Consider the following 22,817-nt stretch of genomic DNA (forward strand, 5'->3'; position numbering starts at 1 on the left):
GCCCTCTTGGCGTCAGTGGCAAGCCTGCTTGCTGTTACCAGACGGCTTGGGTCAGGTAAGGATTGCTTGCCTTTTCTCGGCCAAAGGTGGAGTTGGGGCCATGGCCCGGGATAAAGACAATCTCGTCACCCAGCGGCAGCAGGGTTTCAGTGATCGACTTTATCAAGATGGCGTGATCACCGCGTGGGAAGTCGGTGCGGCCTATGCTGCCGGCGAACAGCACGTCACCGACCCAGGCGAGTTTTTCGGCCTGGCTGAGCAGGATGACGTGGCCCGGAGTGTGGCCCGGACAGAAATAGACCTCCAGCTCGCAGTTGCCCACTCGCACCTTGTCACCCTGCTCAAGCCAGCTGTCCGGCGTGAAAGCAGGAGTATGGGCGAAGCCAAACATCTGGCTCTGCCGAGGCAGCATGTCGAGCCAGAAGGCATCTTCTTTGTGGGGGCCTGTGATGGCTACGCCGGTTGTTTCGCTCAGCTCTGCGGCGGCGCCCACGTGATCCAGATGGCCATGGGTCAGCAGGATGTGGGTCAGGGTAAGCCCGCGCTGGGTGATGGCTGCGAGCAGCTTGTCGGCCTCGCCACCCGGGTCAATCAGCGCCGCCTGGTGGGTCTCGTCACACCAGATGAGGGAGCAGTTCTGGGCGAATTGGGTGACCGGGATCACCTCGAATTTCAACATAGGAGGTCCTCTTGTTTGACGGGGGTGAGTCAGCCTTGCTGCCGGGCTGCGTGTTGCTCGGCAAAGAAGTCCAGACAGGCCTGCTTCTCACCCCGGAACACGATGCGCTCACGCTTGTTGCCCAGTTGATAGAGATACATGGGGTCGTAGTAGCGGGTCAGCAGCAGGGTGATCCAGGCCAGATGGCGCTCGGTGGTGCCGCTGTTGGCTTGCTCGGCGAGGGCGATTTGCATCAGCTGGTCCAGCTCGCGGTGTGCTTGATCGCCAAGGCGGCGCTTGAGGCGGGCCAGCGCATCGGTGAGATAGGCCGCAAACAGTGGCCAGCCTTCTTCGGCGCCAAACATGGCCTGATAACGTAGCCAGAGATCGTGCACATAGTCCTGGCGGATCTGTTCGGCACGCTCGCTCTGCGGTACATCCACCACCACCAGCGGTGCCTCGCACATGGCATCAAACAGGGGGTTGGGCAGGCAGCAGCGACCGATGAGCCGGCTCTCGTCCTCCACCACGAAGGCATGTTCACCCTGGTGGCGGCGCTTGAGCAGTTCGATGGCCAGCTTGTTTTCAAAATTGATGTTGCTGGGCTGGCCCCCTGGAAGCTGACCAAATGACGAGCCCCTGTGATGGGCATGCCCCTCCAGATCCACCGCCTGAGTCACGTGCTCCAGCATATGGGTCTTGCCGGAGCCGGTCATGCCGGTCAGCACTGTCCAGTGACATTCGGCCGCGGCCTTGTCCAGGGTATCGATGAGGAAACGGCGCATCTCCTTGTAGCCACCGGCTACCCGGGGGCGGGTGACCCCGGCCTCATGCAACCAGAGTTGCACGGTTTGTGAGCGCAGGCCGCCACGAAAGCAGTACAGCAGGGCATCGGGCTGTTTTCGCAACTGTGCCAGCCAGCCGTCGAGCCGTTCGGCACGCACGGCGCCCCCCACCAGTTGGTGACCCAGTTCAATCGCCGCCGCCTGGCCTCGCTGCTTGAAGCAGGTGCCCACCTGGGCACGCTCATCGTCAGTCATCAGGGGCAGACTGGTCGAGCAGGGGAAGGCCCCTTCCTTGAACTCGATTGGGGCACGCAAGTCGATAAGCGGGACATCATCCAGAAAAATCCGGGCCAGATCCGAGGTGAGTGGCAGTTGGCTCATCGCAGGACCTCCAGAGACGTCCGAGCCAGATCCGTATCAATAGCAAGCAGCTGCTGACTCATTGGATAACCTCGATAAACTGGTTTCCGGTATAGGCTTTCAGCTGGCCTATGGGGGAAAGGGTCAGCCCCGCTTGTGTCGCGATGGCAAGGAGCTCGGCTTCACTTTCTTTACCGACGGCAACCAGCAAGCCGCCGCTGGTCTGCGGATCGCACATGATGTTGCGGGTGCGTTCATCCATGGCACCGAGCTTGGCGCCATAGGAATCGAAGTTGCGCAGGGTACCGCCCGGTACGCAGCCCTCGGACAGGTAGTAATCTACTTCGTCGAGCAGTGGCAGCGCCTTGAAATCGAGGGTGGCACACACACCTGAGCCTTCGCACATCTCAAGCAGGTGTCCCGCCAGGCCAAACCCGGTCACATCCGTCATGGCGTGCACGCCGGGCAGTTCGGCAAAGCGCTGGCCAATCTTGTTGAGGGTGCACATGGCGTTGGGGGCCAGCTGCTCATGCTCTGGCTTCAATTTGCCCTTCTTCTGGGCCGTGGTGAGGATGCCGATACCAAGGGGCTTGGTCAGGTAGAGGATGTCACCCGCCTGGGCCGTGTCGTTCTGCTTGATGGCATTGAGCGGCACTATACCGGTCACGGCAAGACCGAAGATGGGCTCGGGGGCATCGATACTGTGGCCGCCAGCCAAGGATATGCCCGCTTCATGGCACACCTGGCGGCCACCATCTATCACCTGCTGGGCCACTTCCGGGGCTAGGGTATTGATGGGCCATCCAAGGATGGCAATGGCAACGATGGGCTTGCCGCCCATGGCGTAGATGTCGCTGATGGCGTTGGTGGCCGCGATGCGGCCAAAGGTAAAGGGATCATCGACGATGGGCATGAAGAAGTCGGTGGTGGAAACAATGCCCTGACCGTTGCCGATATTGACCACTGCCGCGTCATCCTTGCTGCTGTTGCCAACCACTAGGGTCGGGTCGTCAAAGCCCGGGATCTGGCTCTTGAGAATGGTGTCGAGCACCTTGGGAGAAATTTTGCAGCCGCAGCCAGCCCCGTGGCTGTATTGGGTCAGACGAATGGAAGACATGATTACCCCTTGTTTGGCTGTTTCTCAAGATGAAACAGCGTATATCAGGCAAAAGGAGATGACCCTGAGCGGGCCATTGGACAGGGCATTATGCCACAAGGACTCTGCGGGTTCGAATCACAATAGCCTGTCGTCTCTGCTGCCTTGACAAAGTGTCCTTCGCTCCTCTTATCTCAAAGGGTTTCCCCACACAGGCAAGAGGTATGAGATGAAATCATGGATGATAGGATTACTGCTGGCGCTGTCGACCTTTGGGGCGCATGCCGCCAGTGTGACGGCTGCGCAAGATCCCTGGCCGCCCTTTGTCATTGATGCCAACAAAGGCATCTCGGTAGAGCTGGTCAAACGTGCACTTGCCACCCAGGGTTATGAGCTCGACATGCGGATCATGCCTTGGGCCAGGGCGTTGTCGGAAGTTGAGGAAGGGAATATCGACATTCTGGTAGGGGCATGGTTCACCGAGGCGCGCACCAAGTCACTGCGTTTCAGTGACGAGTATCTGAAGAATCAGGTCAAATTTATCCAGTTGGCTGGCGGCAGTTTCGAGTTGAATGGCTTGGCCAGCCTCAAAGGCAAGAGCATTGGCATAGTGCGGGGTTATGGCTACGGTGACGACTTCATGCAGGCTGAGCTAAACCGCCAGGAGGCCGGTGACTTGCCGACCAATCTGAAGAAGCTGCTTGATGGGCGTATCGACTTGACGTTGGAAGATGAAGTTGTTGCCCGGGCCATCATGGCTCAGCAGGGAATGGATGCCAGCAAGTTTGCCTTCACGGCCAATGCGCTCTCTACCAACCCGCTCCATATCGCCAGCGGCGTGAAAAACCCGCGCGGCCAGGAGTTGATCGAGGCTTTCAACAAGGGATTGGCAATCATCAGTGCAGACGGGACCATGGATCAGATCCTGACCAGTTACGGCGTTAAATAAACCGACTGCGGTGAGCCATATCATGACTAAACCCGGTATCAAGGGGCCACCTTCTTAAGGTGGCGCCTTTTTCAGGTTATTGGGGGGGGGTACTGGTAACCATGGTTCCATGCACAACAGCATCGTTTTTAGCTAGCATCCGAGTCGTCTGAGCAAACCTGGAGACGCTGACCGATAGGTTATCCAGGCTTGGTCACTGCTTGTTTAACTGACTCGCTCCATCGCCGCCGGTTGCCGCGACTTGCCAAAGCGGCGCAGACGCCGTTGCAGTGGTCGCTCTAGCAGGTTGTAGCTTAAAGAAGAGAGGCCGATCAGCACTGCCAGCATCAACAGGGTCGCCACTACCCCCAGCAGCGGGCTGGTCTGGGCATACCACCACTCGGTGAACCCCGGCGCCAGATAGTGAATAAGCTCGCAGCCGGTGAGCAGTACCAGCACATGGAGCAGGTAGATGGAGTAGGAGAGATCCCCCAGCCCGTTGGTGAGGCGGTTGTCCAGCAGGCGCAGCAGCGGGCTCTGGCGCTCCCCCTGAGCGGCGGCAATCCAGATCAGCAACACGTAGGCGCCGATCAGCAACAGGGTCAGCTGCGGCGTCATGGTGAATTGCATCAGCACGAAGGGCAGGAAAAAGGCGATCAGCAACGGCAGATCCCGTTGCATCATGGGCAAGCCTTTCGCGGCCTTGACCCTGGGCAGCAGCCAGAGTCCGAGCACGAATTCACTCACCCCGCGTCCCACCGCCAGCGCCCCGCTGGTGACATCCAGGGTGCCCCGGCTGTGCACGATATAAGCCAGCACCGTCAGCGCCAGCAGCGGCGCGAGATGGCCCCAGCGACTGCGGGTCACGGCGAGCGGGATCAGCAGCGGGAACAGCAGCGGGAACAGCAGATAACTTATCCACTCCACGCTGAGGGACCAGGCGGCGAAGTTCCAGGTCAGCCCGTGATCGGTTACCACCTGCAGCAGCAGGAAGGCGCTTGGCAGCGCCTCGGCCGGGGTGAAGGGGGAGCCGAAGGGCAGCATCCCCTCCCACTCCCACATCTTGAACAGGGGGCCGGCATAGAAGCCAATCCCGTGCCGGGCCTTGTAAAGCTCCCAGCCCACCAGCAGCACCAGGGTGACAAGGTAGAGGGGGTAGACCCGGGTCAGCCGCAGCCAGAGGAAGCGGCCATAGCCGATGGTGCGGGGCCTGTGGCTGAAAGCCTCCCCATAGACATGGGCCAGCACCACTCCGCTCAAAATAAAGAAGAGATCGACCCAGAGGTAGCCGTTCTCGATGAGTTGGGTGTGGCCTGCGATCGACTCCATCCACTGGGGAAAGAGCAGCAATCGGGCATGGAACAGCACCACCATCAGGGCAGCGATGCCCCGCAGCGGCGTCAACAGCGGCAATGATTGATTCATGATGGTATCCCTTACGATGTTCAGCTTGGCCTGACATCGATTTTGTTGTTGTGCAGGGGCATCAAACCTGATGACTCCGCAGCCTTGACTCATGCTGGTCACTGGCGGGACCACACTACCCAAAAGAGAGTCATACGGGTGTGATTAAAGTCATAAAGTGTGCACGGATTGTGTACAACAACAGTTCAAGCAGTGAAATAAAGACAGGGAAAAATAACAGGCGGAAGAAGAATGAGGGGGGCAAGGGAGCCGCGTCTGGCTCGGGCATTATACGCAGCGATGCCTAAACATCAGGCCCGCAATGCGGGCCTGTTTGATCAAAGGGAACGGGTATTGACGATCAGCGGGCGCGTACCACCAGCCCCTTGAGGTAGAAGCCTTCCGGATAGGCGGTGCCAATGGGGTGATCGGAGGCTTGTGACAACAGCTCCAGGATCTGGGCATCGCGACCGGCGTCGAGCGCCGCATCGGCAACGATCTTCTGGAACAGGCTCTGCTCCATCAGGCCGGAGCAGGAGTAGGTCAAGAGCACGCCACCCGGCGCCAGCAGCTGGAACGCCAGCATGTTGATGTCCTTGTAGCCGCGGCAGGCACCCAGCAGCTGGGCCTTGCTCTCGGCAAACTTGGGCGGATCCAGCACGATAACATCGAACTTCTCACCCTTCTCACGGTATTCACGCAGCAGCTTGAACACATCGTGACGGATGAACTGGGTGTTGGAGATATCCAGTCCGTTCAGCTCGGCGTTCTGGCGGGCCATATCCAGCGCAGTCTGGGAGAGATCCACGTTGACCACTTCGTTGGCGCCACCCTTGAGGGCATAGATGCCAAAGCCACCGGTGTAGCTGAAGCAGTTGAGCACCCGCTTGCCCTCGGTGTACTTGGAGACAGCCTGGCGGTTGTCGCGCTGATCCAGATAGAAGCCGGTTTTGTGACCGTTGCGGATGTCCACCAGGATCTTGACGCCGTTCTCTTCGATCACCACAGGCTCGGTCGGGGTCTCGCCATGGATGACGCCGGTACGCTCTTTCAATCCTTCCTTCTTGCGCACTGCCACGTCGGAGCGCTCATAGATGCTGCACTCGGGGTAGAGGGTACGCAGCGCCTGGGTGATCAGCTCGCGCTGGAACTCGGCACCGGCGGAGAGGATCTGGCACACCAGAAAATCGGCATAACGGTCTATGGTCAGACCCGGCAGACCATCGGATTCGGCGGCGCACAGGCGATAGCCGGTGAGGCCCTGACGCTTGATCAGCGGATCGCGGGACTCCTGGGCATATTTAAGGCGACGCAGGAAGAAGTCGAGATCGACTCTCTCCTCTTTATCGAAGGTCCAGACCCGGGCGCGGATCTGGGAGCTGCCTGACCAGGCACCACGGGCGAGCCACCGGCCATCGTTGGCGTAGATCTCGACGGTATCGCCGTCAACGGGGTTGCCTTCAACCCGCTCAATCCCCTTGGAGAAGATCCAGGGGTGACGGCGCAGCAGGGATTTTTCGCGGCCTTTGACGAGATAGATGAAAACGCTCATGGGTGTTTGCCGATGGTAAAAAGAAAAGGGGCCACATTCTATGTGGCCCGCTGGTAAAACTCAAACAACCTTGGCAAGAGAGCCCGGCTTGTCTGATCTGGCATCTGCTTCAGATCAGATCTTGAGCCCCTTCAATGCCTGGGCCAGCTCGGTTGCCGTGCCTTTGAGACCGGCAGTGCCGGCCACAGAAGCGCTGGCGGATTCCTCCACCTGACCCGCTTCGTGGCGAACCTGGTCCAGGTTGCGGGTTATCTCCTCGGCGACCGAGCTCTGCTCCTCGCTGGAGGTGGCTATCTGGGTGCTCATCTCCAGCACGGCATCGCTGTGGTTGCTGAGCTTGTCGATGTCGAGCCCCACTTCACTGATCAGCGCCTGGCTGCTGGCGGCGCGGCCGACTGTCTTCTCCATGATGTCGTTGAGGGCGCCGGTGCCGGCCTGCAGCTCTTCGATCATCTGCTGGATCTCCACAGTGGCCTGCTGGGTGCGGCTGGCGAGGGTGCGCACCTCGTCCGCCACCACCGCAAAGCCACGACCCTGCTCACCCGCGCGGGCGGCTTCGATGGCGGCATTGAGGGCCAGCAGATTGGTCTGCTGGGAGATGGCATTGATGACGTTGACCACCTCGTTGATGCGATTGGCGTTGTGGGTCAGTCGCTCCACCGCGCCTGAGGCGTTGCCTATCTCGTCGGCCAGGGTGCGGATGGCTGCTATGGTACGCGATACCCGGGCGGCGCCGTTGGCCGCCTCTTCGCTCGATTGGCGAGTCTGCTGCAGAGTGTCGTTGGCGTTGCGGGCAACTTCCCGAATGGCGGCCGACATCTGCTCCATGGCGGCAGCCAGGGAGTCCATGTGCTGGCGCTGGGAGCGGGCCATGGTTTCTCCTTCGCTGGCGTGGTCACGAAACTCGTCGGCGGCCATGGTAAGTGCCTCGGCAGACTCTTCCACCAGCTGCACTATCTTGTGCTGGCGGTCAGTGAATCTGTCTATGCTGCCCGCCAGGATGGAGAACTCGTCCCGCACCGGGAAGAAGTTGAGACGGAAGGTGAGATCCCCGTCAGCCACTGTCTGCAACGCTTTGTTGGTGGAGTAGAGGGCGCCGGAGACAAAGGTCATCAGGTAGTGGGTGATGAGGGCCAGCAAGGCCGCCAGCACGGCGATGATGGTGAGGGTGGTGCCCTGTCCGTCCCACATGGAGTAGCGGCCGGCATCCAGGCTGCCGGTCACGAAGCCGGCCTGGCCTGCGCTGGCACTGAAGCGGTAGTTGTCTCCCTGTTGGGTCAGGCCGGCACTGCCGGTCGGGCTCAGGGTGAGATCCGCAGGCAGAGTGAGGGTCGGTTGCTGGCTCACCAGCTGGGCGCTGGTGTCGACCCTCTGTTGCAACTGACTCAGCCGCATTTGTATTTGCTGACTATGGCTGTCAGCCAGCAGATACCAGGTGAGGAAGGCGATAAACAGCAGAGGGCACCAGAAGGTAATGAGAAATTTTTCACTGATCGTGAGATGAATGAGATAGCGGTCAACCCACCGGAATTTTACTTCTTTCATAATGGTATTGCGTCCTGCAAGGGGGAAGAGAGTGTCGCGCTCATTATCGCCTTGGAGAGAAATTTCTTAAGGGAAAGGTGTGAGAAATGGGAGAGCAATCGTTTGTCGTGCGCGTCTGGGGTCAGGTGCAAGGGGTGGGGTTTCGCTACTTCACCCGGGAGCGGGCGCTGCAACTGGGGCTGCGCGGCTACGCCTACAACCTGGAGGACGGGTCGGTGGAGATCCTGATCTGTGGTCCCGAGCAGGGGGTGCAGATGATGCTGGGCTGGCTGGAGCGAGGCCCGCGTACCGCCGAGGTGACCCGGATGGAGTATGAAGAGGCACCGCCACCACAGAAGGGGGGATTTCACACCAATTGAGCGGAGGTAAACCGCCATACCACGCATAAAAACGGGAGCCATCGGGGCTCCCGTTTGCCTATTTTGGCGTCAGCTGGCCTGGGCGGCGTCGGCGATGGCCTGGGTCTTGGCCAGCACGGCTTGCAGGGCGGGGCGTTTGGCCAGGCGATCCCGATAGGCGGCCAGCTTGGGGGGAATGGACTGCTCGAAACGGGTGGCCCACATCAGGGTATGGGTCAGCAGCAGATCCGCTATGGTGATCTGCTCCCCCAGCAGGTAGCCCTGCTCGGGCACCCAGGACTCGGCGATGGCCGCCGCCTTGTCAAACTCCCACTTGGCGGTGGGGAAGATGGCTGGCAGGCGCTGGGGTTCCGGCAGGGCAAACTTGTGCTTGCCGATGGTCCACAAGGGTTGCTCCAGCTCACAGGTAATAAAGCTGACCCACTGGGCATGCAACGCCGATGCCTGCGTCCCTCTGGCTGGCAGCCAATCCGAGCCATAGACTTCGGCCAGGTACTGCATGATGGCGGCGGATTCGGTCAGAACGAAATCCCCATCTTTGAGCACCGGCATCTTGCCGCTCGGGTTCAGCGCCAGAAACCACTCGCTGCGATTCTCGCCCTTGGCGAAGTCGAGAAACTGAAATTGCCACGCCACGCCCAACTCTTCCAGTAACCAGGATATGCGCAGTGCCCGGCTGACCGGGGTTCCGTATAAGGTGATCATGTTTGCTCCTTGTCTGATGAGTGACGGGCCCATGTGCGCCCCTTGGTGAAAAGGCAGTCTAGGCAAATTGTGCCGCGGCAACAACCGCCTATGTGTGGGGGATAGGGGACGAGTCTGCCCATGCTGTGGGAAAATGGCATAAAAAAGAGAGGCCAGATGGCCTCTCTTCTCATGGGGGGCAGCAAGCGTGCTTACTTGACGCGCATGCCTGGCTGGGCGCCTTCCTGCGGCTCCAGGATCCAGAGGTCCTTGCCGCCCGGGCCTGCGGCCAGCACCATGCCTTCGGACATGCCAAAGCGCATCTTGCGTGGCGCCAGGTTGGCCACCATCACGGTCAGCTTGCCTTCCAGATCTTCCGGGTTGTAGGCAGACTTGATGCCGGCAAACACCTGACGGGTTTCACCGCCCAGATCCAGTTGCAGCTTGAGCAGCTTGTCCGCTTCCGGTACCGCTTCCGCCTTTTTGATCAGCGCCACGCGCAGATCAAGCTTGGCGAAATCCTCATAGGAGATGGTTGGGCTTATGGGGTCATCTGCCAGCAGGCCTGTCACTTTCGGTGCCTGCTCCTTGGCCAGATCTTCCTTGGAGGCCTCGATCATGGCTTCAATCTTGGCGGGCTCGATGCGGGAGAACAGCGCCTTGAAGGGGGCCAGCTGGTGGTTGGTTAGCGGCTGGGCCACGCCATCCCAGGTGAGGGTTTCACCCAGGAAGGCTTCGGCACGCTCGGCCAAGAGCGGCATGACCGGCTTGAGGTAGGCCATCAGCACGCGGAACAGGTTGATGCCCACGGAGCAGACCGCCTGCAGCTCGGCGTCTGCGCCTTCCTGCTTGGCCAGCACCCAGGGCGCCTTCTCGTCCACATAGCGGTTGGCCTTGTCGGCCAGCGCCATGATCTCGCGGATGGCGCGGCTGAATTCGCGCGCTTCATAGGCCTCGCTGATGGAGGCGCTGGCGTTGGCGAACTCGGCATAGAGCTCGGGCTCTGCACAGGTAGTGGCCAGCTTGCCGTCGAAACGCTTGGCGATAAAGCCTGCATTGCGGGAGGCGAGGTTGACCAGCTTGTTGACCACGTCAGCGTTGACGCGAGCGACGAAGTCATCGAGGTTCAGGTCCAGATCGTCGATGCGGCTGTTGAGCTTGGCGGCGTAGTAGTAACGCAGGCACTCAGGATCCAGGTGGTTCAGGTAGGTGGATGCCTTGATGAAGGTGCCCTTGGACTTGGACATCTTGGCACCGTTGACGGTCACATAGCCGTGTACGTTGACCTTGGTCGGTTTGCGGAAACCCGCCCCTTCCAGCATGGATGGCCAGAACAGGCAGTGGAAGTAGGCGATGTCCTTGCCGATGAAGTGATAGAGCTCGGCCTCGGAGTCCGCCTTCCAGTAGCTGTCAAAGTCGATATCGCCGCGCTTGTTGCACAGGTTCTTGAACGACGCCATATAGCCGATGGGAGCATCCAGCCAGACGTAGAAGTACTTGCCAGGGGCGCCCGGGATTTCGAAACCGAAGTAGGGGGCATCGCGGGTGATGTCCCACTGCTGCAGGCCGCTCTCGAACCACTCCTGCATCTTGTTGGCCATCTCTTCCTGAATGGCGCCGGAGCCGCGTACCCAGCCGGCCAGCCAGGTTTCGAACTGTGGCAGGTCGAAGAAGAAGTGCTCGGAGTCCTTCATCACAGGGGTCGCACCGGAGACGGCGGATTTCGGATCGATGAGCTCGGTCGGACTGTAGGTGGCACCGCAGCTGTCGCAGTTGTCGCCGTATTGCTCCGGAGACTTGCACTTGGGGCAGGTGCCCTTGACGAAGCGATCCGGCAGGAACATGGATTTTTCCGGATCGAACAGCTGAGTGATGGTGCGGCCCTTGATAAAGCCACCGTCTTTCAGACGGCCGTAGATCAGCTCCGCCAGTTCGCGGTTCTCATCGCTGTGGGTGGAGTGATAGTTGTCGAAGCTGATATTGAAACCGGCGAAGTCGGTCTGGTGCTCTTTGGAGACAGCCGCGATCATCTCTTCCGGGGTGATCCCCATCTGTTGCGCCTTGAGCATGATGGGGGTGCCATGGGCATCATCGGCACAGATGAAGTGCACCTGATGGCCGCGCATTCGCTGATAACGAACCCAGATATCGGCCTGGATGTGTTCCAGCATGTGGCCAAGATGGATGGAGCCATTGGCGTAGGGGAGGGCGCAGGTTACCAGCATTGTACGAGGATCAGTTGCCATATAGTCGTTCTTGATGTGCTTGTTGGGATGATACAGTGCCGTGCATGTTACCCGAATTGGGGGTCGCCTGCCTAGGGTGGCGGCGCTGTCCGCCCTGGTGCTCGCGCAGGTTGGCAAGCAGGCAAGCCACTGATTTGTGTGCGGTAACAGTTCACCTCAAGATAATGACAAGATAATGAGGAGTTACTGGTGATTGATTCAGTAAAACAGATCCTGGCCGAATTTAAGCCGACAGGGTGGGACAAGGATCTGGTTGCGGCCGGGTTTGCGCGCAGCATAGCGCAGCAAGGGCAAGGCCTGGTCATCAAACTGGTGTTGCCCTTTGCCGGATCTTCCCTGTTTGAGCAGATCAAGCAGGAGTTCGATGCTCGCCTGCGTACCGCTACCGGTGCGACCCGCATCGACTGGACCTGTGACATAGAGGTGGCCAGCATGCCGCGGGCGCAAGGGCTGGCCGCGGTGCAGGGCATTCGCAACATCCTGGTGATCGCCTCCGGCAAGGGCGGGGTCGGCAAGTCCACCACCGCCGTCAACCTGGCGCTGGCGCTGCAAAAAGAGGGGGCGCGGGTCGCCATTCTGGATGCGGACATCTATGGCCCCTCTATTCCGACCATGATGGGTACCCTCAAGGAGCGTCCCAGCAGCCTTGACGGCAAGTTGATGGAGCCGGTGATCGCCTGTGGCCTCAAGAGCAACAGCATTGGTTATCTGGTGGCCGAGCAGGATGCCACCATCTGGCGCGGCCCCATGGCGAGCAAGGCGCTGGCCCAGATCCTCCATGAGACCCGTTGGGGAGAGGTGGACTATCTGGTGGTGGACATGCCGCCAGGCACGGGGGACATACAACTCACCATGGCCCAGCAGGTACCCACGTCGGCAGCCGTGATCGTCACTACGCCGCAAGATGTGGCGCTGGCCGATGCCCGCAAGGGGGTCGCCATGTTCAACAAGGTCAATGTGCCCGTGCTCGGCATCATAGAAAACATGAGCTATCACGTTTGCAGTGCCTGCGGCCATCACGAGTCCTTGTTCGGGACAGGTGGCGGCCAGAAGATGGCAGAGCAGTATCAAGTGGCGCTGCTGGGTCAGCTGCCGCTGCACATTAATATCCGTCAACACATGGATGATGGCTGCCCAACCGTGTTCGGTGCACCGGAAGGAAGCCTGGCCCAGGCCTATCTGAAGCTGGCTCGTCGGGTGGGTGCTGAACTCTATTTCAGCGGTAAACCGATTGCGACCCCTCTCTATACCATGGCGCTGGATGAATAATCGGCTGTCGGCTGTTTGAGGTGGATTTGAGGGTGGGCATGGCTCACCCTTTTTTATATAATGGATCGGTTTAAACAATCCCCACTGCTCTTCTCTTTAGGTATTTTCAATGTCTGATACTCAACATTCGTGTGTGATCATCGGTATTGCTGGCGCATCCGCGTCTGGCAAGAGTCTTATCGCTCAAACCATTTATGAAGAGCTGGTGGCCGAACTGGGCGCAGGTCAGATTGGTGTGATCACCGAAGATTGCTACTACCGTGATCAGACCCACCTGACCATGGAAGAGCGGGTCAAAACCAACTATGACCACCCCAATGCCCTGGATCACGATCTGCTGGTGCAGCATCTGAGCCAGCTGGTGAAAGGGGATGCGGTCAATATCCCCCAGTACTCTTATACAGAGCACACCCGCATGAACGAGGTGACACCGTTCGCCCCGCGTCGAGTGATCATTCTGGAAGGGATCCTGCTGCTGACCGACAGTCGCTTGCGGGATCTGATGGATGCCTCCATCTTCATGGATACCCCGCTGGATATCTGCCTGCTGCGCCGTTTGGTGCGTGACGTACAGGAGCGTGGTCGTACCATGGATTCCGTACTCAAGCAGTATCAGAAAACCGTGCGCCCCATGTTTTTGCAGTTTATCGAGCCTTCCAAGCAGTACGCGGACGTGATCGTGCCCCGCGGTGGCAAGAACCGCATCGCCATCGACATGCTCAAGGCGCGTATTCGCCACATGTTGATTGGTTAAGATGAAACAAGCCGGGTGATGCCCGGCTTTTTTAAATGAACATTTTGTCAGGAGAGTCGCCCAATGCGTCTTTGTGATACCGATATTGAACGTCATCTGGATGAGGGCAAGATCGTCATTGAGCCAAGGCCTGGTGTTGAGCGGATCAGCGGCGTCAGCGTCGATGTGCTGCTGGGCAACGAGTTTCGGGTATTTCGTGATCATACCGCTCCCTATATTGATTTGAGCGGCCCGAACAGCGAGATGGCCGACGCCATCGATCGGGTGATGAGCGACGAGATCCACATTCCGGATGGCGAAGCCTTTTATCTGCACCCGGGCCAGCTGGCGCTGGCGGTGACCTATGAATCCGTCACCTTGCCTGCGGATATTGTCGGCTGGCTGGATGGCCGCTCCTCCCTGGCCCGTCTCGGTCTGATGGTGCACGTCACGGCGCACCGGATTGATCCGGGCTGGTCTGGTCGTATCGTGCTGGAGTTCTACAACGGTGGCAAACTGCCGCTGGCGCTGCGCCCCAAGATGAAGATCGGTGCCTTGAACTTCGAGATGCTCTCCGGCCCAGCCGCTCGCCCTTACAACAAGCGGGAAAACGCCAAGTACAAGAGCCAGCAGGGCGCCGTTGCCAGCCGCATCAACCAGGATTGATATCCCCTGATGTGATCCACTTGCTGAGTGTTGAAAGAGGGGCGCCCATGGCGCCCCTTGCTGTTGGGCTTGCGATTGTGCCCAGTGACAGCGTGCAGGAGACCCAAGTGGTTGGGGCAGGGGAGCGGGCTGATTGCTTGCCCTTATGTCTCCATTATCAGGTGTCGGTCGGCCGAAAATTGACGCTGGAACCGATAGGAAATCTGTCTTGCGCTGCCTGAATGTGATGAATTGTCCCCGTTTGGGAACTTTTTTTGTCAGCTCAAGTTTGTTTAATTAATCAAAGACAAGCCGCGTGGAGACTGGCTCTAAGCTATTTCCCTACTGAATGCCCTTTTTTTTTCTTACTGAAATATTTCAACAACGGGTATGGCACCGCCAGCCTTCTGGCATAATCCGCCGCAACTCATAAACAGGTTCGTTTTTTATGTTTGAAATGTTTAGTGGTTTGGGTTTGTTGTGGTCAATCGGTTTGGTATTGGCCGTTTTTTTTGTGCTTGCCTATGAATTTATCAATGGCTTTCACGATACCGCCAACGCGGTAGCAACGGTTATCTACACCAAAGCGATGCCGGCTCACTTGGCGGTAGTCGCATCCGGGATCTTCAACTTTTTTGGCGTCATGTTCGGCGGGCTGGGCGTGGCCTATGCCATTGTCCATTTGCTGCCGATTGATTTGCTGTTGGGCATGGATTCCACCCAGGGTTTGATCATGGTGTTCTCCCTGCTGTTTTCCGCCATTGTCTGGAATCTGGGGACCTGGTTCCTGGGCATTCCAGCCTCCAGTTCTCACACACTGATCGGTTCCATTCTGGGGGTAGGCGGTGCCTATGCCTGGCTCAACCATCAGCCGCTGACTCAGGGCATCAACGTCGCCAAAGCCATCGACATCATGCTTTCCCTGATCATCTCGCCGACCGTGGGCTTCATTGTGGCCGCCCTGTTGCTATTTGCCATGAAGCGAGTCTGGCTGGGCAGCAAGATCCACAAGACTCCTGAAGAGCGGTTGCTGGTGGATGGCAAGAAGCACCCGCCGTTCTGGGCGCGTCTCACCCTGGTGGCCTCTGCCATGGGGGTAAGCTTCGTGCACGGCTCCAACGATGGTCAGAAGGGCATTGGTCTGGTGATGCTGGTGCTGATCTGCATGGCCCCCGCCTATTTTGCACTGGACATGAACAGCCGTTCCTACGAGCTGGATCGGACCCAGGATGCCAACCAGCGCATCATGGAGATCTATCAGCGCAACCACGAGCTGGTGTCTCAGGTCGTGGACTTCAAGGTGCCTGCCCAGGCTCAGGAAGAGCTGATGACCCATTGCTCTGCGGACGCTACGCTGCAAAACATGGCAACCCTGGATGCCCGTCTGGGCGCTGTGCGTACCTATGAAGAGATGGACCTGACCAATCGTCGGGAAGTGCGTCGCCTGCTGCTGTGTATTGACGACACAGCCCGCAAGGTGTCCAAGCTGCCGCTGCCGGCCAAAGAGCTGACTGACCTTGCCAAATGGCGCAAGGATCTGACCGCGACCGCCGAATATGCACCGACCTGGGTCATCGTCTCCATCGCCTTGGCACTGGGTTGCGGCACCATGGTAGGCTGGCGTCGTATCGTCTACACGGTGGGTGAGAAGATAGGCACCACCGGCATGACATACAGCCAGGGCATTGCTGCCCAGATCACTGCGGCTGCTTCCATCGGTGTTGCCAGTTTGACCGGTATGCCTGTGTCTACCACCCATATCCTCTCTTCTGCGGTAGCGGGGACCATGGTAGCGAACAAATCCGGCCTGCAGAGCCAGACCATCAAGACCATATTGATGGCCTGGGTGCTGACCCTGCCGCTGACCATGTTGCTCTCGGGTGGTCTGTTCCTTATCAGCCACCATTTGTTCGGCGGCTGATAACAGCGAAATCTTGTTGATTGACGAAGGGCCTGCGGGCCCTTTTTTCATTGCTGTGGATCAGAGTCCGTCTGCTTCGTCTCGAAGCAATACAAAGCGTTGACCAAACAGGATGGGCTTCCTGGTTACATTATGTATGCCATCAAACTGGGAACGTTGTTCACCCAATAACACAGCCTATCCAACATGCATATCCCTATCCCCGCAACACATGCCAACAGTAACCCTGTGCATTGCAGACGTCACTCAGGGGGCTGCTACTCTGTACTGTCTATTATCAAGGACATGCCCAGGGCGCAAGAGGGGCATCTGTGCTCATCATCTGGGACTACCGCAGATATCACCCTGACTGAACACGGGAGAAGATGTCACAGAGGATCCATCCTGGCTAAGCAGAGTATCTGCTTGCTCGCCCCAAGACAGACACGAGTAGACAAGGGTGAGCAAGGCATGTGCAGGGCTCTTGCTCAACCAGCGCATTTGTCAGAGAGAGGGGTGATGCAAGCATCAATCATAAGCGCGATGCCAGGCATCATTGTCTAATGAAGCGAACTGGCAGGAGAGGCAATAAGGGCTTGCTAGCGTTGCCAAAGGGATGACACCAGCTGACTGGTGCGAGGCAGGGTTATATACCGGCAGAGCAGGGGATGTTGCGGTGCGAACCCCCTCAACCCGAATTGAGGATAAAAAAGAGCCACACACTGTGTGGCTCTTTTTCTATCAGGCTAGTTAGCCAGCAATCAAGGACGACCAGCCGGGCTGGTTGCCACATTGACGGCAGCAGTACTGCCCGCATGACGGCCAGAGCTTGCCACTTCGCTGCGAACCAGCGGTGCTTGCTCTACCGGCTCACGCTCCGGCTGGGCTGGCGCCACAGCAGGCGTTGCCATAGGGGCTGAAGCCTTGCGAGCGCTGGCCAGCAGACCGGCACCCTTGTTGACCTGCTTGGTCACAGGGGCTGCAACCGCTGCCTTGGCAACAGGCTGTTCAGCCGCAGGCTCAGCGACCGGTTCAACCATAGCAACGTCAGCAGTCACGACCGGCGCAGTTTCGATGACAGCAGGAGCTGCCTCAATGGGCGCAGTTTCGACAACCGGGGTTGCTTCGGCAACAACAGGGGCCTCAACAGCAGGCGTTGTTGCAACGACTTCAGCAGTCTTGACATCGACAGGTGCTGCTTCAATGACGGGGGTCACTTCGGCAACGACTGGCGCAGTCACGGCCTCTGCCACAACCGGCTCGGCAGCAACAGGGGCTACGTCAGCTTCAGCAACGGCGGCAACAGTGTCGGTCACGACAGGTGCTGCGACCAGGGCTTCTGCTTGCTCACGTGCTTCTTCGGCAACGGCTTCTGCCACTACGTGCTCGGTCAGAGCGGAAGAGGCTTGTACGGCCGCGGCAATGGCAGCGGCACTCGGGATGGTGACGACAGGCACAGCCGGCTCTTCCACCTTCACCTGAGCAGCATCCGCCTGGGCGGCTGTGGTCATGGTTGCGGTGTCTGCCTGCGACTCTTCATCATCACGCTGGCTACGGGTATCTTCGTTGATGCGCTTGCGGCGTTGACCCTCGATACGCTGAGTGCGCGGGGTGCGACGGGAGCGACGCTGGCCGTCGGCCTGCTCGTCACTCTGCTCAACGGCATCCGCCACGACAGCAACGGGAGCCTCGGTCTGCACAACAGCAACATCGCTGGCCGGTACGTCGGCACGGATCTGCTTGCGTAGTTGACGACGTTCACGGCGCTCGGCGACTTTCTGCTCTTTTTCCTGCTGCGGCTCGGCGCTGACAACGGCGGTTTCAACGGCTTCTACCGCTTCAACGACCACCTCGGCACGGGGCTCGCGCGGTGCACGGGGCTCACGAGCCGGACGCGGGGCGCGCGGTTCACGTTCCTGACGGGGTTCGCGGGGCTCACGTTCCACACGCTGCTCGCTGCGTACTTCAGTGCGAGTTTCACGTTCCTGACGGGGCTCACGCTCTTTGCGCGGACGACGGTTGCGGCTCTCGCCACCCTCTCGACTGGCGGCGCCTTCGCGCTTCTCACCCGCTTCAGCTGTGTTGCGGCTGTTGCGGTTGTCGTCACGACGGGGACGCTGACCACGGCCACGGGTGTCATCACGCTGATGACGATGAGCCTCGTCCTTGCGTGCTTCCCGTTGCACTGCCGGTTTCTCGGCTGGTGCCTTGACATCGGCAGGGGCTGCGTCGGAACCGAACAGACCTGAAATGGCCTTGAACAGTTTGCCAAACAGACCAGCTTCCGCTTTGGCGGCAACGGGGGCTGGCGCCGCGACGGGGGCAGCAACTGCAGCCGGCGCAGCCGGTTGAGGTGCCTGGACGAAGCCTTGCAGCAGCGGTTGCTCACGCTCGATCACCTGAGTCTGCTTTGGCTGGTAGACCGGCTTGGCAATCTCGGTTTTCAGCTCGTAGCTGGCCGCTTCCGGGATTTCGTTCTGACGGATGCGGGTCACTTCGTAGTGCGGGGTTTCCAGGTGCTGGTTAGGAATGATGTACAGACGTACTTCATTACGCTGTTCCAGACTGGCGATGGAGGCGCGCTTCTCGTTGAGCAGATAGGCGGCAACATCGACCGGCACCTGAGCATGAACCTGCTCTGTGTTGTCCTTCATGGCCTCTTCTTCGATGAGACGCAGGATGGACAAGGCCAGTGATTCGTTGTCACGGATGACCCCCTGGCCCTGGCAACGGGGGCAGATATGACTGCTTGACTCGTTGAGGGAGGGGCGCAGACGCTGACGGGACATTTCCAGCAGACCGAAACGGGAGATACGGCCCAGCTGGATGCGGGCGCGGTCCTGATGTACCGCTTCACGCAGACGGTTTTCCACTTCGCGCTGATGGCGAACCGGCGTCATGTCGATGAAGTCGATGACGATCAGGCCACCCAGGTCGCGCAGACGTAATTGACGGGCAATTTCATCGGCCGCTTCCAGGTTGGTTTGCAGCGCCGTCTCTTCGATATCGCCGCCCTTGGTGGCGCGGGAGGAGTTGATATCGATGGAGGTCAGTGCTTCGGTCGGGTCTATGACTATGCTGCCGCCGGAGGGCAGGCGCACTTCGCGCTGGAAGGCCGACTCGATTTGGCTCTCAATCTGGAAGTGGTTGAACAGGGCAACTTCACCCTTGTAGAGCTTCACGCGGTTGAGGAAATCGGGACGAACCAGCTCGATGTGAGCACGGGCACGTTCAAAGATGACAGGGTCGTCGATCAGGATCTCGCCGACATCGCGACGCAGGTAGTCACGAATGGCACGTACTATCACGTTGCTTTCCTGGTGGATAAGCACGGGTGCAGTTCGGTCCTGTGACGCCTTGTGGATGGAATCCCAGTGGTTGAGCAGAACGTTGAGATCCCATTCCAGCTCTTCCGGGGATTTGCCCACACCGGCGGTACGCACGATGAGGCCCATGCCGTCCGGTACTGTCAGTCCGCTCAGGGCTTCTTTCAGTTCTGTCCGTTCATCGCCCTCAATGCGGCGGGAGATACCGCCTGCACGGGGGTTGTTTGGCATCAGCACCAGGTAGCTACCGGCCAGGCTGATAAAGGTGGTGAGGGCTGCACCCTTGGTGCCACGCTCTTCTTTATCGATCTGGACGATCACTTCCTGGCCTTCGCGGACCACTTCTTTGATGTTGGGACGACCCTGATAGGAATAACCGGAGGGGAAGTAATTGCGGGCGATTTCCTTTAACGGCAGGAAACCGTGGCGTTCAGCGCCGTAGTCGACAAAAGCAGCTTCGAGACTGGGTTCTACGCGGGTGATCTTACCCTTGTAGATGTTCGCTTTCTTCTGCTCATGGCCCGGACTTTCAATATCCAAATCGTAGAGCTGTTGTCCGTCAACCAGCGCTACGCGCAACTCCTCTTCCTGAGTCGCGTTGATTAGCATTCTTTTCATTGAGTTCTCGTTATTTTGTCATTTTGATTTCCTCCACAGGATCCTGCCGGCGCCGGCCTCGGGTCTTCAGCATACTTGGGCAACCTCCCGGTTGGGGTATGCATGAGGCGCAAACTAAGGGCGCTCTGGTTCGGCCTTCTCGAGAAGGCATGAATTAAGGATGCCGATGTGGAGACAAATAATCGGTTCTGCTTGTGTTCTCCATGCGTTGTACCTCGCACCCGGGAACCGTCATGTTCTTGTATACACGGTGTTTTGGGATTGGGTGGCATAAATATTGGCCACTTAGTACAAGGCTTGAACACAATGACAAAACCTTGTTTATTATCCCATTTAAACCACTTTTATAGCAAGGCGCCATTTTTCAACAAAGCATGCAGCCAAGGGGCGCTGGCAGTGTTAAAATCCGCGCCATGACACAGATACAACAACAAGTGCAGCTGCTCACCATCGAAGCTGAGCATGAAGGGCAGCGCATCGACAATTTTCTCAAGACTCAGCTAAAGGGCGTCCCCAAGAGCCTGATCTATCGCATCCTTCGAAAAGGGGAAGTGCGCGTCAATAAAAAGCGCATCAAACCGGAATACAAACTCTGCCCGGGCGACGAGGTACGGGTTCCTCCCGTGCGGGTTGCTGAGAAAAACGAACTGCCCTCGGCCAACCTCGGCAGCATCCAGCGTCTGGAGAGCCAGATCCTGTTTGAAGACGACGCCATGATAGTGCTCAACAAACCGTCCGGCATGGCCGTGCATGGCGGCAGTGGTCTGAGCTTTGGCGTCATAGAGGGACTGCGAGCCCTGCGCCCGGACGCCCGCTTCCTGGAGCTGGTGCACCGACTCGACCGCGACACCTCTGGCGTGCTGCTGGTTGCCAAGAAGCGCAGTGCGCTGCGCAGCCTCCATGAGCAGCTGCGGGTCAAAACCATGCGCAAGCAGTATCTGGCATTGGTGCGCGGCCAGTGGCAGCCCCACGTCAAGGTGGTCAATGCGCCACTGCGCAAGAATGACCTGCAATCCGGTGAACGGGTGGTGCGGGTCAGCAGTGATGGCAAGCCATCCGAAACCCGTTTCCGGATTGCCCGTCAATTTGCCGAGGCGACCCTGGTCGAGTGCAGCCCGATCACGGGGCGTACCCACCAGATCCGGGTCCATACCCAGCATGCAGGTCATCCCATTGCCTGTGATGACAAGTATGGGGAAGCCGCCTTTGACGAGAAAATGCGCAGCCAAGGGCTGAAACGGCTATTTTTGCACGCCTGGAAGCTGACATTCACTCATCCGGTTGATGGCCGCGAGGTGCTGATCGAGGCACCGCTCGCGCCTGAACTCGACAATTTCCTCAACAAGTTGGCACGCTGATGAAGGCTATCCGACTCGCTATTTTCGACTGGGACGGTACCCTGATGGACTCGGTGGGGCGGATAGTTGCCTGCGTCGCGGGGGCGGCGCGCGATTGCAGCGAGCCGGTGCCCACTGCGGTGCAGACACATCAGATAATAGGGCTCAGCCTGGAGGTCGGCATTCCACTGCTGTTTGACCTGGCGCCGGGGGGCGAGCGGGCCAATGCCCTGATCGCCCGTTATCGTCATCACTATCTGCATGACGGTACACCGAGTCCGTTGTTTGCCGGGGCGAGTGCGCTGCTGCATCACTGGCACGGGCAGGGAATTGCATTGGCGGTGGCGACGGGCAAGTCTCGCCGCGGCCTGGATCGGGTGCTGGATGATACCGGCCTGCGGCCGTTGTTTGCTGCCACCCGTGGCGCGGATGAGGCCAACTCCAAACCCGATCCTCTGATGTTGACGCAAATTCTGGATGAGCTGGGCTTTGCTCCCCATCAGGCAGTAATGATCGGTGACTCCATCCACGACATGGCGATGGCAGAAGCGCTCGCCATGCCGCGGATCGGCGTAAGCTGGGGTGTGCACGACAAGAAGCGCTTGCAGACACATGATCCGCTTGCGGTCGTCGATACCATGGACGAGTTGAAGCTGCTGCTGGGTTAGTCTTGCCATATGCCAGTTGAATAGATGACGAAACGGGAGCCTGGGTTCCCGTTTTTCGTTTGGCTCGTCGTGATAGGCCATTCCCGTCAGGGCAGGGCGAGGCCGTGGCGTTCCAGCAGCTCGATCAGACCGATCAGGGGCAGGCCGATCAGAGCGTTGGGATCGCGCCCCTCCAGCCCCTTGAACAGCACTATCCCCATACCTTCACATTTGAAACTGCCCGCGCAATCAAGGGGCATCTCCGCTGCCACGTAGCGGCGAATGGCGGTCTCATCCAGAGTGCGGAAGTGCACAGTGAAGGGCTCCACCAGCTGTTCTGCTTTGCCGCTGGCGGCATCCAGTACGCACAGGCCGGTATAAAAGGTGATGCTGCGGCCCCGTGCGGCCATCAGTTGTGCCACCGCCTTCTCCACAGTGCCCGGCTTGCCCAGGATCTGACCGTCGCAGACACACACCTGATCGGACCCTATGATCAGTCCCTGATCACGCTGGTTGGCAATGGCATTCGCCTTGGCATAGGCCAGCCGCGCCACCAGCGTCTCGGCAGACTCGCCGGGCAGGGTGGATTCATCCACCTCGGGTGCTGCACATTCAAAGGGAAGGCCGAGTTTTTCCAACAGGGTTTTGCGATAGCGGGACGTGGAGGCGAGGATAAGCTGTGTTGGCATTGTGTTGTGATGTCCTGATTCGATGCAGTCAGGTGC

At 59.0% G+C, this 22,817-nt stretch carries 18 protein-coding genes; 8 read left to right on the forward strand and 10 right to left on the reverse strand.

What is annotated here, in order from left to right:
• Window positions 1-34: 34 nt before the first annotated feature.
• The 3 genes from AACX78_RS12270 to selD are packed head-to-tail and all read right to left on the reverse strand — an operon-like array spanning window position 35 to window position 2,923.
• Window positions 35-679: an MBL fold metallo-hydrolase gene (locus tag AACX78_RS12270; protein WP_159166363.1), complete on the reverse strand. Its 645-nt coding sequence runs from the start codon at window positions 677-679 to the stop codon at window positions 35-37.
• Window positions 680-708: 29 nt separating this feature from the next.
• Window positions 709-1,824, reverse strand: a complete 1,116-nt coding sequence (gene mnmH, locus AACX78_RS12275; RefSeq protein ID WP_005311444.1) for a tRNA 2-selenouridine(34) synthase MnmH — start codon at window positions 1,822-1,824, stop codon at window positions 709-711.
• Between the two features lie 58 nt (window positions 1,825-1,882).
• Entirely contained in the window at window positions 1,883-2,923 is a 1,041-nt protein-coding gene (gene selD, locus AACX78_RS12280) for a selenide, water dikinase SelD (RefSeq protein WP_265342338.1), read from the reverse strand.
• Between the two features lie 205 nt (window positions 2,924-3,128).
• Between selD and AACX78_RS12285 the strand changes: the two genes are divergently transcribed.
• A complete protein-coding gene (locus tag AACX78_RS12285) occupies window positions 3,129-3,848 on the forward strand; it encodes a transporter substrate-binding domain-containing protein (RefSeq protein WP_017412215.1) in 720 nt (239 codons plus the stop codon).
• Window positions 3,849-4,052: 204 nt separating this feature from the next.
• Here AACX78_RS12285 and AACX78_RS12290 read toward each other — a convergent pair whose 3' ends face one another.
• The 3 genes from AACX78_RS12290 to AACX78_RS12300 form a co-directional block, all read right to left on the reverse strand.
• Window positions 4,053-5,252, reverse strand: a complete 1,200-nt coding sequence (locus tag AACX78_RS12290; RefSeq protein WP_159166365.1) for an acyltransferase family protein — start codon at window positions 5,250-5,252, stop codon at window positions 4,053-4,055.
• Window positions 5,253-5,592: 340 nt separating this feature from the next.
• The gene (locus tag AACX78_RS12295) at window positions 5,593-6,783 is read right to left on the reverse strand and encodes a class I SAM-dependent methyltransferase (protein WP_159166366.1); all 1,191 of its coding nucleotides are present in this window, start codon (window positions 6,781-6,783) and stop codon (window positions 5,593-5,595) included.
• A 114-nt stretch (window positions 6,784-6,897) separates the two neighbouring features.
• Window positions 6,898-8,328: a methyl-accepting chemotaxis protein gene (locus tag AACX78_RS12300; RefSeq protein WP_159166367.1), complete on the reverse strand. Its 1,431-nt coding sequence runs from the start codon at window positions 8,326-8,328 to the stop codon at window positions 6,898-6,900.
• Between the two features lie 86 nt (window positions 8,329-8,414).
• On the opposite strand from AACX78_RS12300, the gene yccX reads away from it, so the two are divergent.
• Window positions 8,415-8,687: an acylphosphatase gene (gene yccX, locus AACX78_RS12305; RefSeq protein ID WP_155602712.1), complete on the forward strand. Its 273-nt coding sequence runs from the start codon at window positions 8,415-8,417 to the stop codon at window positions 8,685-8,687.
• A 69-nt stretch (window positions 8,688-8,756) separates the two neighbouring features.
• Here yccX and AACX78_RS12310 read toward each other — a convergent pair whose 3' ends face one another.
• Window positions 8,757-9,392: a glutathione S-transferase family protein gene (locus AACX78_RS12310; protein ID WP_159166368.1), complete on the reverse strand. Its 636-nt coding sequence runs from the start codon at window positions 9,390-9,392 to the stop codon at window positions 8,757-8,759.
• Between the two features lie 191 nt (window positions 9,393-9,583).
• Window positions 9,584-11,617 carry a methionine--tRNA ligase gene (gene metG / locus AACX78_RS12315; RefSeq protein WP_159166369.1) on the reverse strand — a complete coding sequence of 678 codons (2,034 nt, stop codon included), beginning with the start codon at window positions 11,615-11,617 and terminating at the stop codon, window positions 9,584-9,586.
• A 186-nt stretch (window positions 11,618-11,803) separates the two neighbouring features.
• Here metG and apbC point away from each other — a divergent pair, with 186 nt between their 5' ends.
• From apbC to AACX78_RS12335, 4 genes are all read left to right on the forward strand, one after another.
• Window positions 11,804-12,886, forward strand: a complete 1,083-nt coding sequence (apbC, locus tag AACX78_RS12320; RefSeq protein ID WP_159167519.1) for an iron-sulfur cluster carrier protein ApbC — start codon at window positions 11,804-11,806, stop codon at window positions 12,884-12,886.
• 109 nt (window positions 12,887-12,995) lie between these two features.
• Window positions 12,996-13,640, forward strand: a complete 645-nt coding sequence (gene udk, locus AACX78_RS12325) for a uridine kinase (protein WP_021138915.1) — start codon at window positions 12,996-12,998, stop codon at window positions 13,638-13,640.
• Window positions 13,641-13,703: 63 nt separating this feature from the next.
• A complete protein-coding gene (dcd, locus tag AACX78_RS12330; protein WP_005311470.1) occupies window positions 13,704-14,285 on the forward strand; it encodes a dCTP deaminase in 582 nt (193 codons plus the stop codon).
• 427 nt (window positions 14,286-14,712) lie between these two features.
• Window positions 14,713-16,185 (forward strand): inorganic phosphate transporter, encoded by a 1,473-nt coding sequence (locus tag AACX78_RS12335; protein WP_159166370.1) that lies wholly within the window; start codon window positions 14,713-14,715, stop codon window positions 16,183-16,185.
• A gap of 740 nt (window positions 16,186-16,925) precedes the next feature.
• Here the strand turns inward: AACX78_RS12335 and rne are convergent.
• A complete protein-coding gene (gene rne, locus AACX78_RS12340; RefSeq protein ID WP_159166371.1) occupies window positions 16,926-20,108 on the reverse strand; it encodes a ribonuclease E in 3,183 nt (1,060 codons plus the stop codon).
• A gap of 413 nt (window positions 20,109-20,521) precedes the next feature.
• Between rne and rluC the strand changes: the two genes are divergently transcribed.
• The gene (gene rluC, locus AACX78_RS12345; protein ID WP_005311488.1) at window positions 20,522-21,466 is read left to right on the forward strand and encodes a 23S rRNA pseudouridine(955/2504/2580) synthase RluC; all 945 of its coding nucleotides are present in this window, start codon (window positions 20,522-20,524) and stop codon (window positions 21,464-21,466) included.
• The gene (locus AACX78_RS12350; protein WP_159166372.1) at window positions 21,466-22,113 is read left to right on the forward strand and encodes an HAD family hydrolase; all 648 of its coding nucleotides are present in this window, start codon (window positions 21,466-21,468) and stop codon (window positions 22,111-22,113) included. The genes rluC and AACX78_RS12350 overlap by 1 nt, the downstream gene beginning before the upstream one ends.
• An 86-nt stretch (window positions 22,114-22,199) precedes the next feature.
• Here the strand turns inward: AACX78_RS12350 and AACX78_RS12355 are convergent, their stop codons facing one another.
• On the reverse strand, window positions 22,200-22,781 hold the full coding sequence (locus tag AACX78_RS12355) for a Maf family protein (protein WP_159166373.1): 582 nt from the start codon (window positions 22,779-22,781) through the stop codon (window positions 22,200-22,202).
• Window positions 22,782-22,817: the final 36 nt, after the last annotated feature.

This window comes from Aeromonas sp. 9A, from assembly GCF_963900955.1.
In the GTDB taxonomy this organism is placed as follows: Bacteria; Pseudomonadota; Gammaproteobacteria; order Enterobacterales; family Aeromonadaceae; genus Aeromonas; species Aeromonas salmonicida.

What these genes read in the sequence shown, in the direction of transcription:
- AACX78_RS12270 (WP_159166363.1), bottom strand. Translation starts at nt 679, where the DNA reads ATGTTGAAATTCGAGGTGATCCCGGTCACCCAATTCGCCCAGAACTGC.
- mnmH (WP_005311444.1), bottom strand. Translation starts at nt 1,824, where the DNA reads ATGAGCCAACTGCCACTCACCTCGGATCTGGCCCGGATTTTTCTGGAT.
- AACX78_RS12285 (WP_017412215.1), top strand. Translation starts at nt 3,129, where the DNA reads ATGAAATCATGGATGATAGGATTACTGCTGGCGCTGTCGACCTTTGGG.
- AACX78_RS12290 (WP_159166365.1), bottom strand. Translation starts at nt 5,252, where the DNA reads ATGAATCAATCATTGCCGCTGTTGACGCCGCTGCGGGGCATCGCTGCC.
- AACX78_RS12295 (WP_159166366.1), bottom strand. Translation starts at nt 6,783, where the DNA reads ATGAGCGTTTTCATCTATCTCGTCAAAGGCCGCGAAAAATCCCTGCTG.
- AACX78_RS12300 (WP_159166367.1), bottom strand. Translation starts at nt 8,328, where the DNA reads ATGAAAGAAGTAAAATTCCGGTGGGTTGACCGCTATCTCATTCATCTC.
- yccX (WP_155602712.1), top strand. Translation starts at nt 8,415, where the DNA reads ATGGGAGAGCAATCGTTTGTCGTGCGCGTCTGGGGTCAGGTGCAAGGG.
- AACX78_RS12310 (WP_159166368.1), bottom strand. Translation starts at nt 9,392, where the DNA reads ATGATCACCTTATACGGAACCCCGGTCAGCCGGGCACTGCGCATATCC.
- metG (WP_159166369.1), bottom strand. Translation starts at nt 11,617, where the DNA reads ATGGCAACTGATCCTCGTACAATGCTGGTAACCTGCGCCCTCCCCTAC.
- udk (WP_021138915.1), top strand. Translation starts at nt 12,996, where the DNA reads ATGTCTGATACTCAACATTCGTGTGTGATCATCGGTATTGCTGGCGCA.
- dcd (WP_005311470.1), top strand. Translation starts at nt 13,704, where the DNA reads ATGCGTCTTTGTGATACCGATATTGAACGTCATCTGGATGAGGGCAAG.
- AACX78_RS12335 (WP_159166370.1), top strand. Translation starts at nt 14,713, where the DNA reads ATGTTTGAAATGTTTAGTGGTTTGGGTTTGTTGTGGTCAATCGGTTTG.
- rne (WP_159166371.1), bottom strand. Translation starts at nt 20,108, where the DNA reads ATGAAAAGAATGCTAATCAACGCGACTCAGGAAGAGGAGTTGCGCGTA.
- rluC (WP_005311488.1), top strand. Translation starts at nt 20,522, where the DNA reads ATGACACAGATACAACAACAAGTGCAGCTGCTCACCATCGAAGCTGAG.
- AACX78_RS12350 (WP_159166372.1), top strand. Translation starts at nt 21,466, where the DNA reads ATGAAGGCTATCCGACTCGCTATTTTCGACTGGGACGGTACCCTGATG.
- AACX78_RS12355 (WP_159166373.1), bottom strand. Translation starts at nt 22,781, where the DNA reads ATGCCAACACAGCTTATCCTCGCCTCCACGTCCCGCTATCGCAAAACC.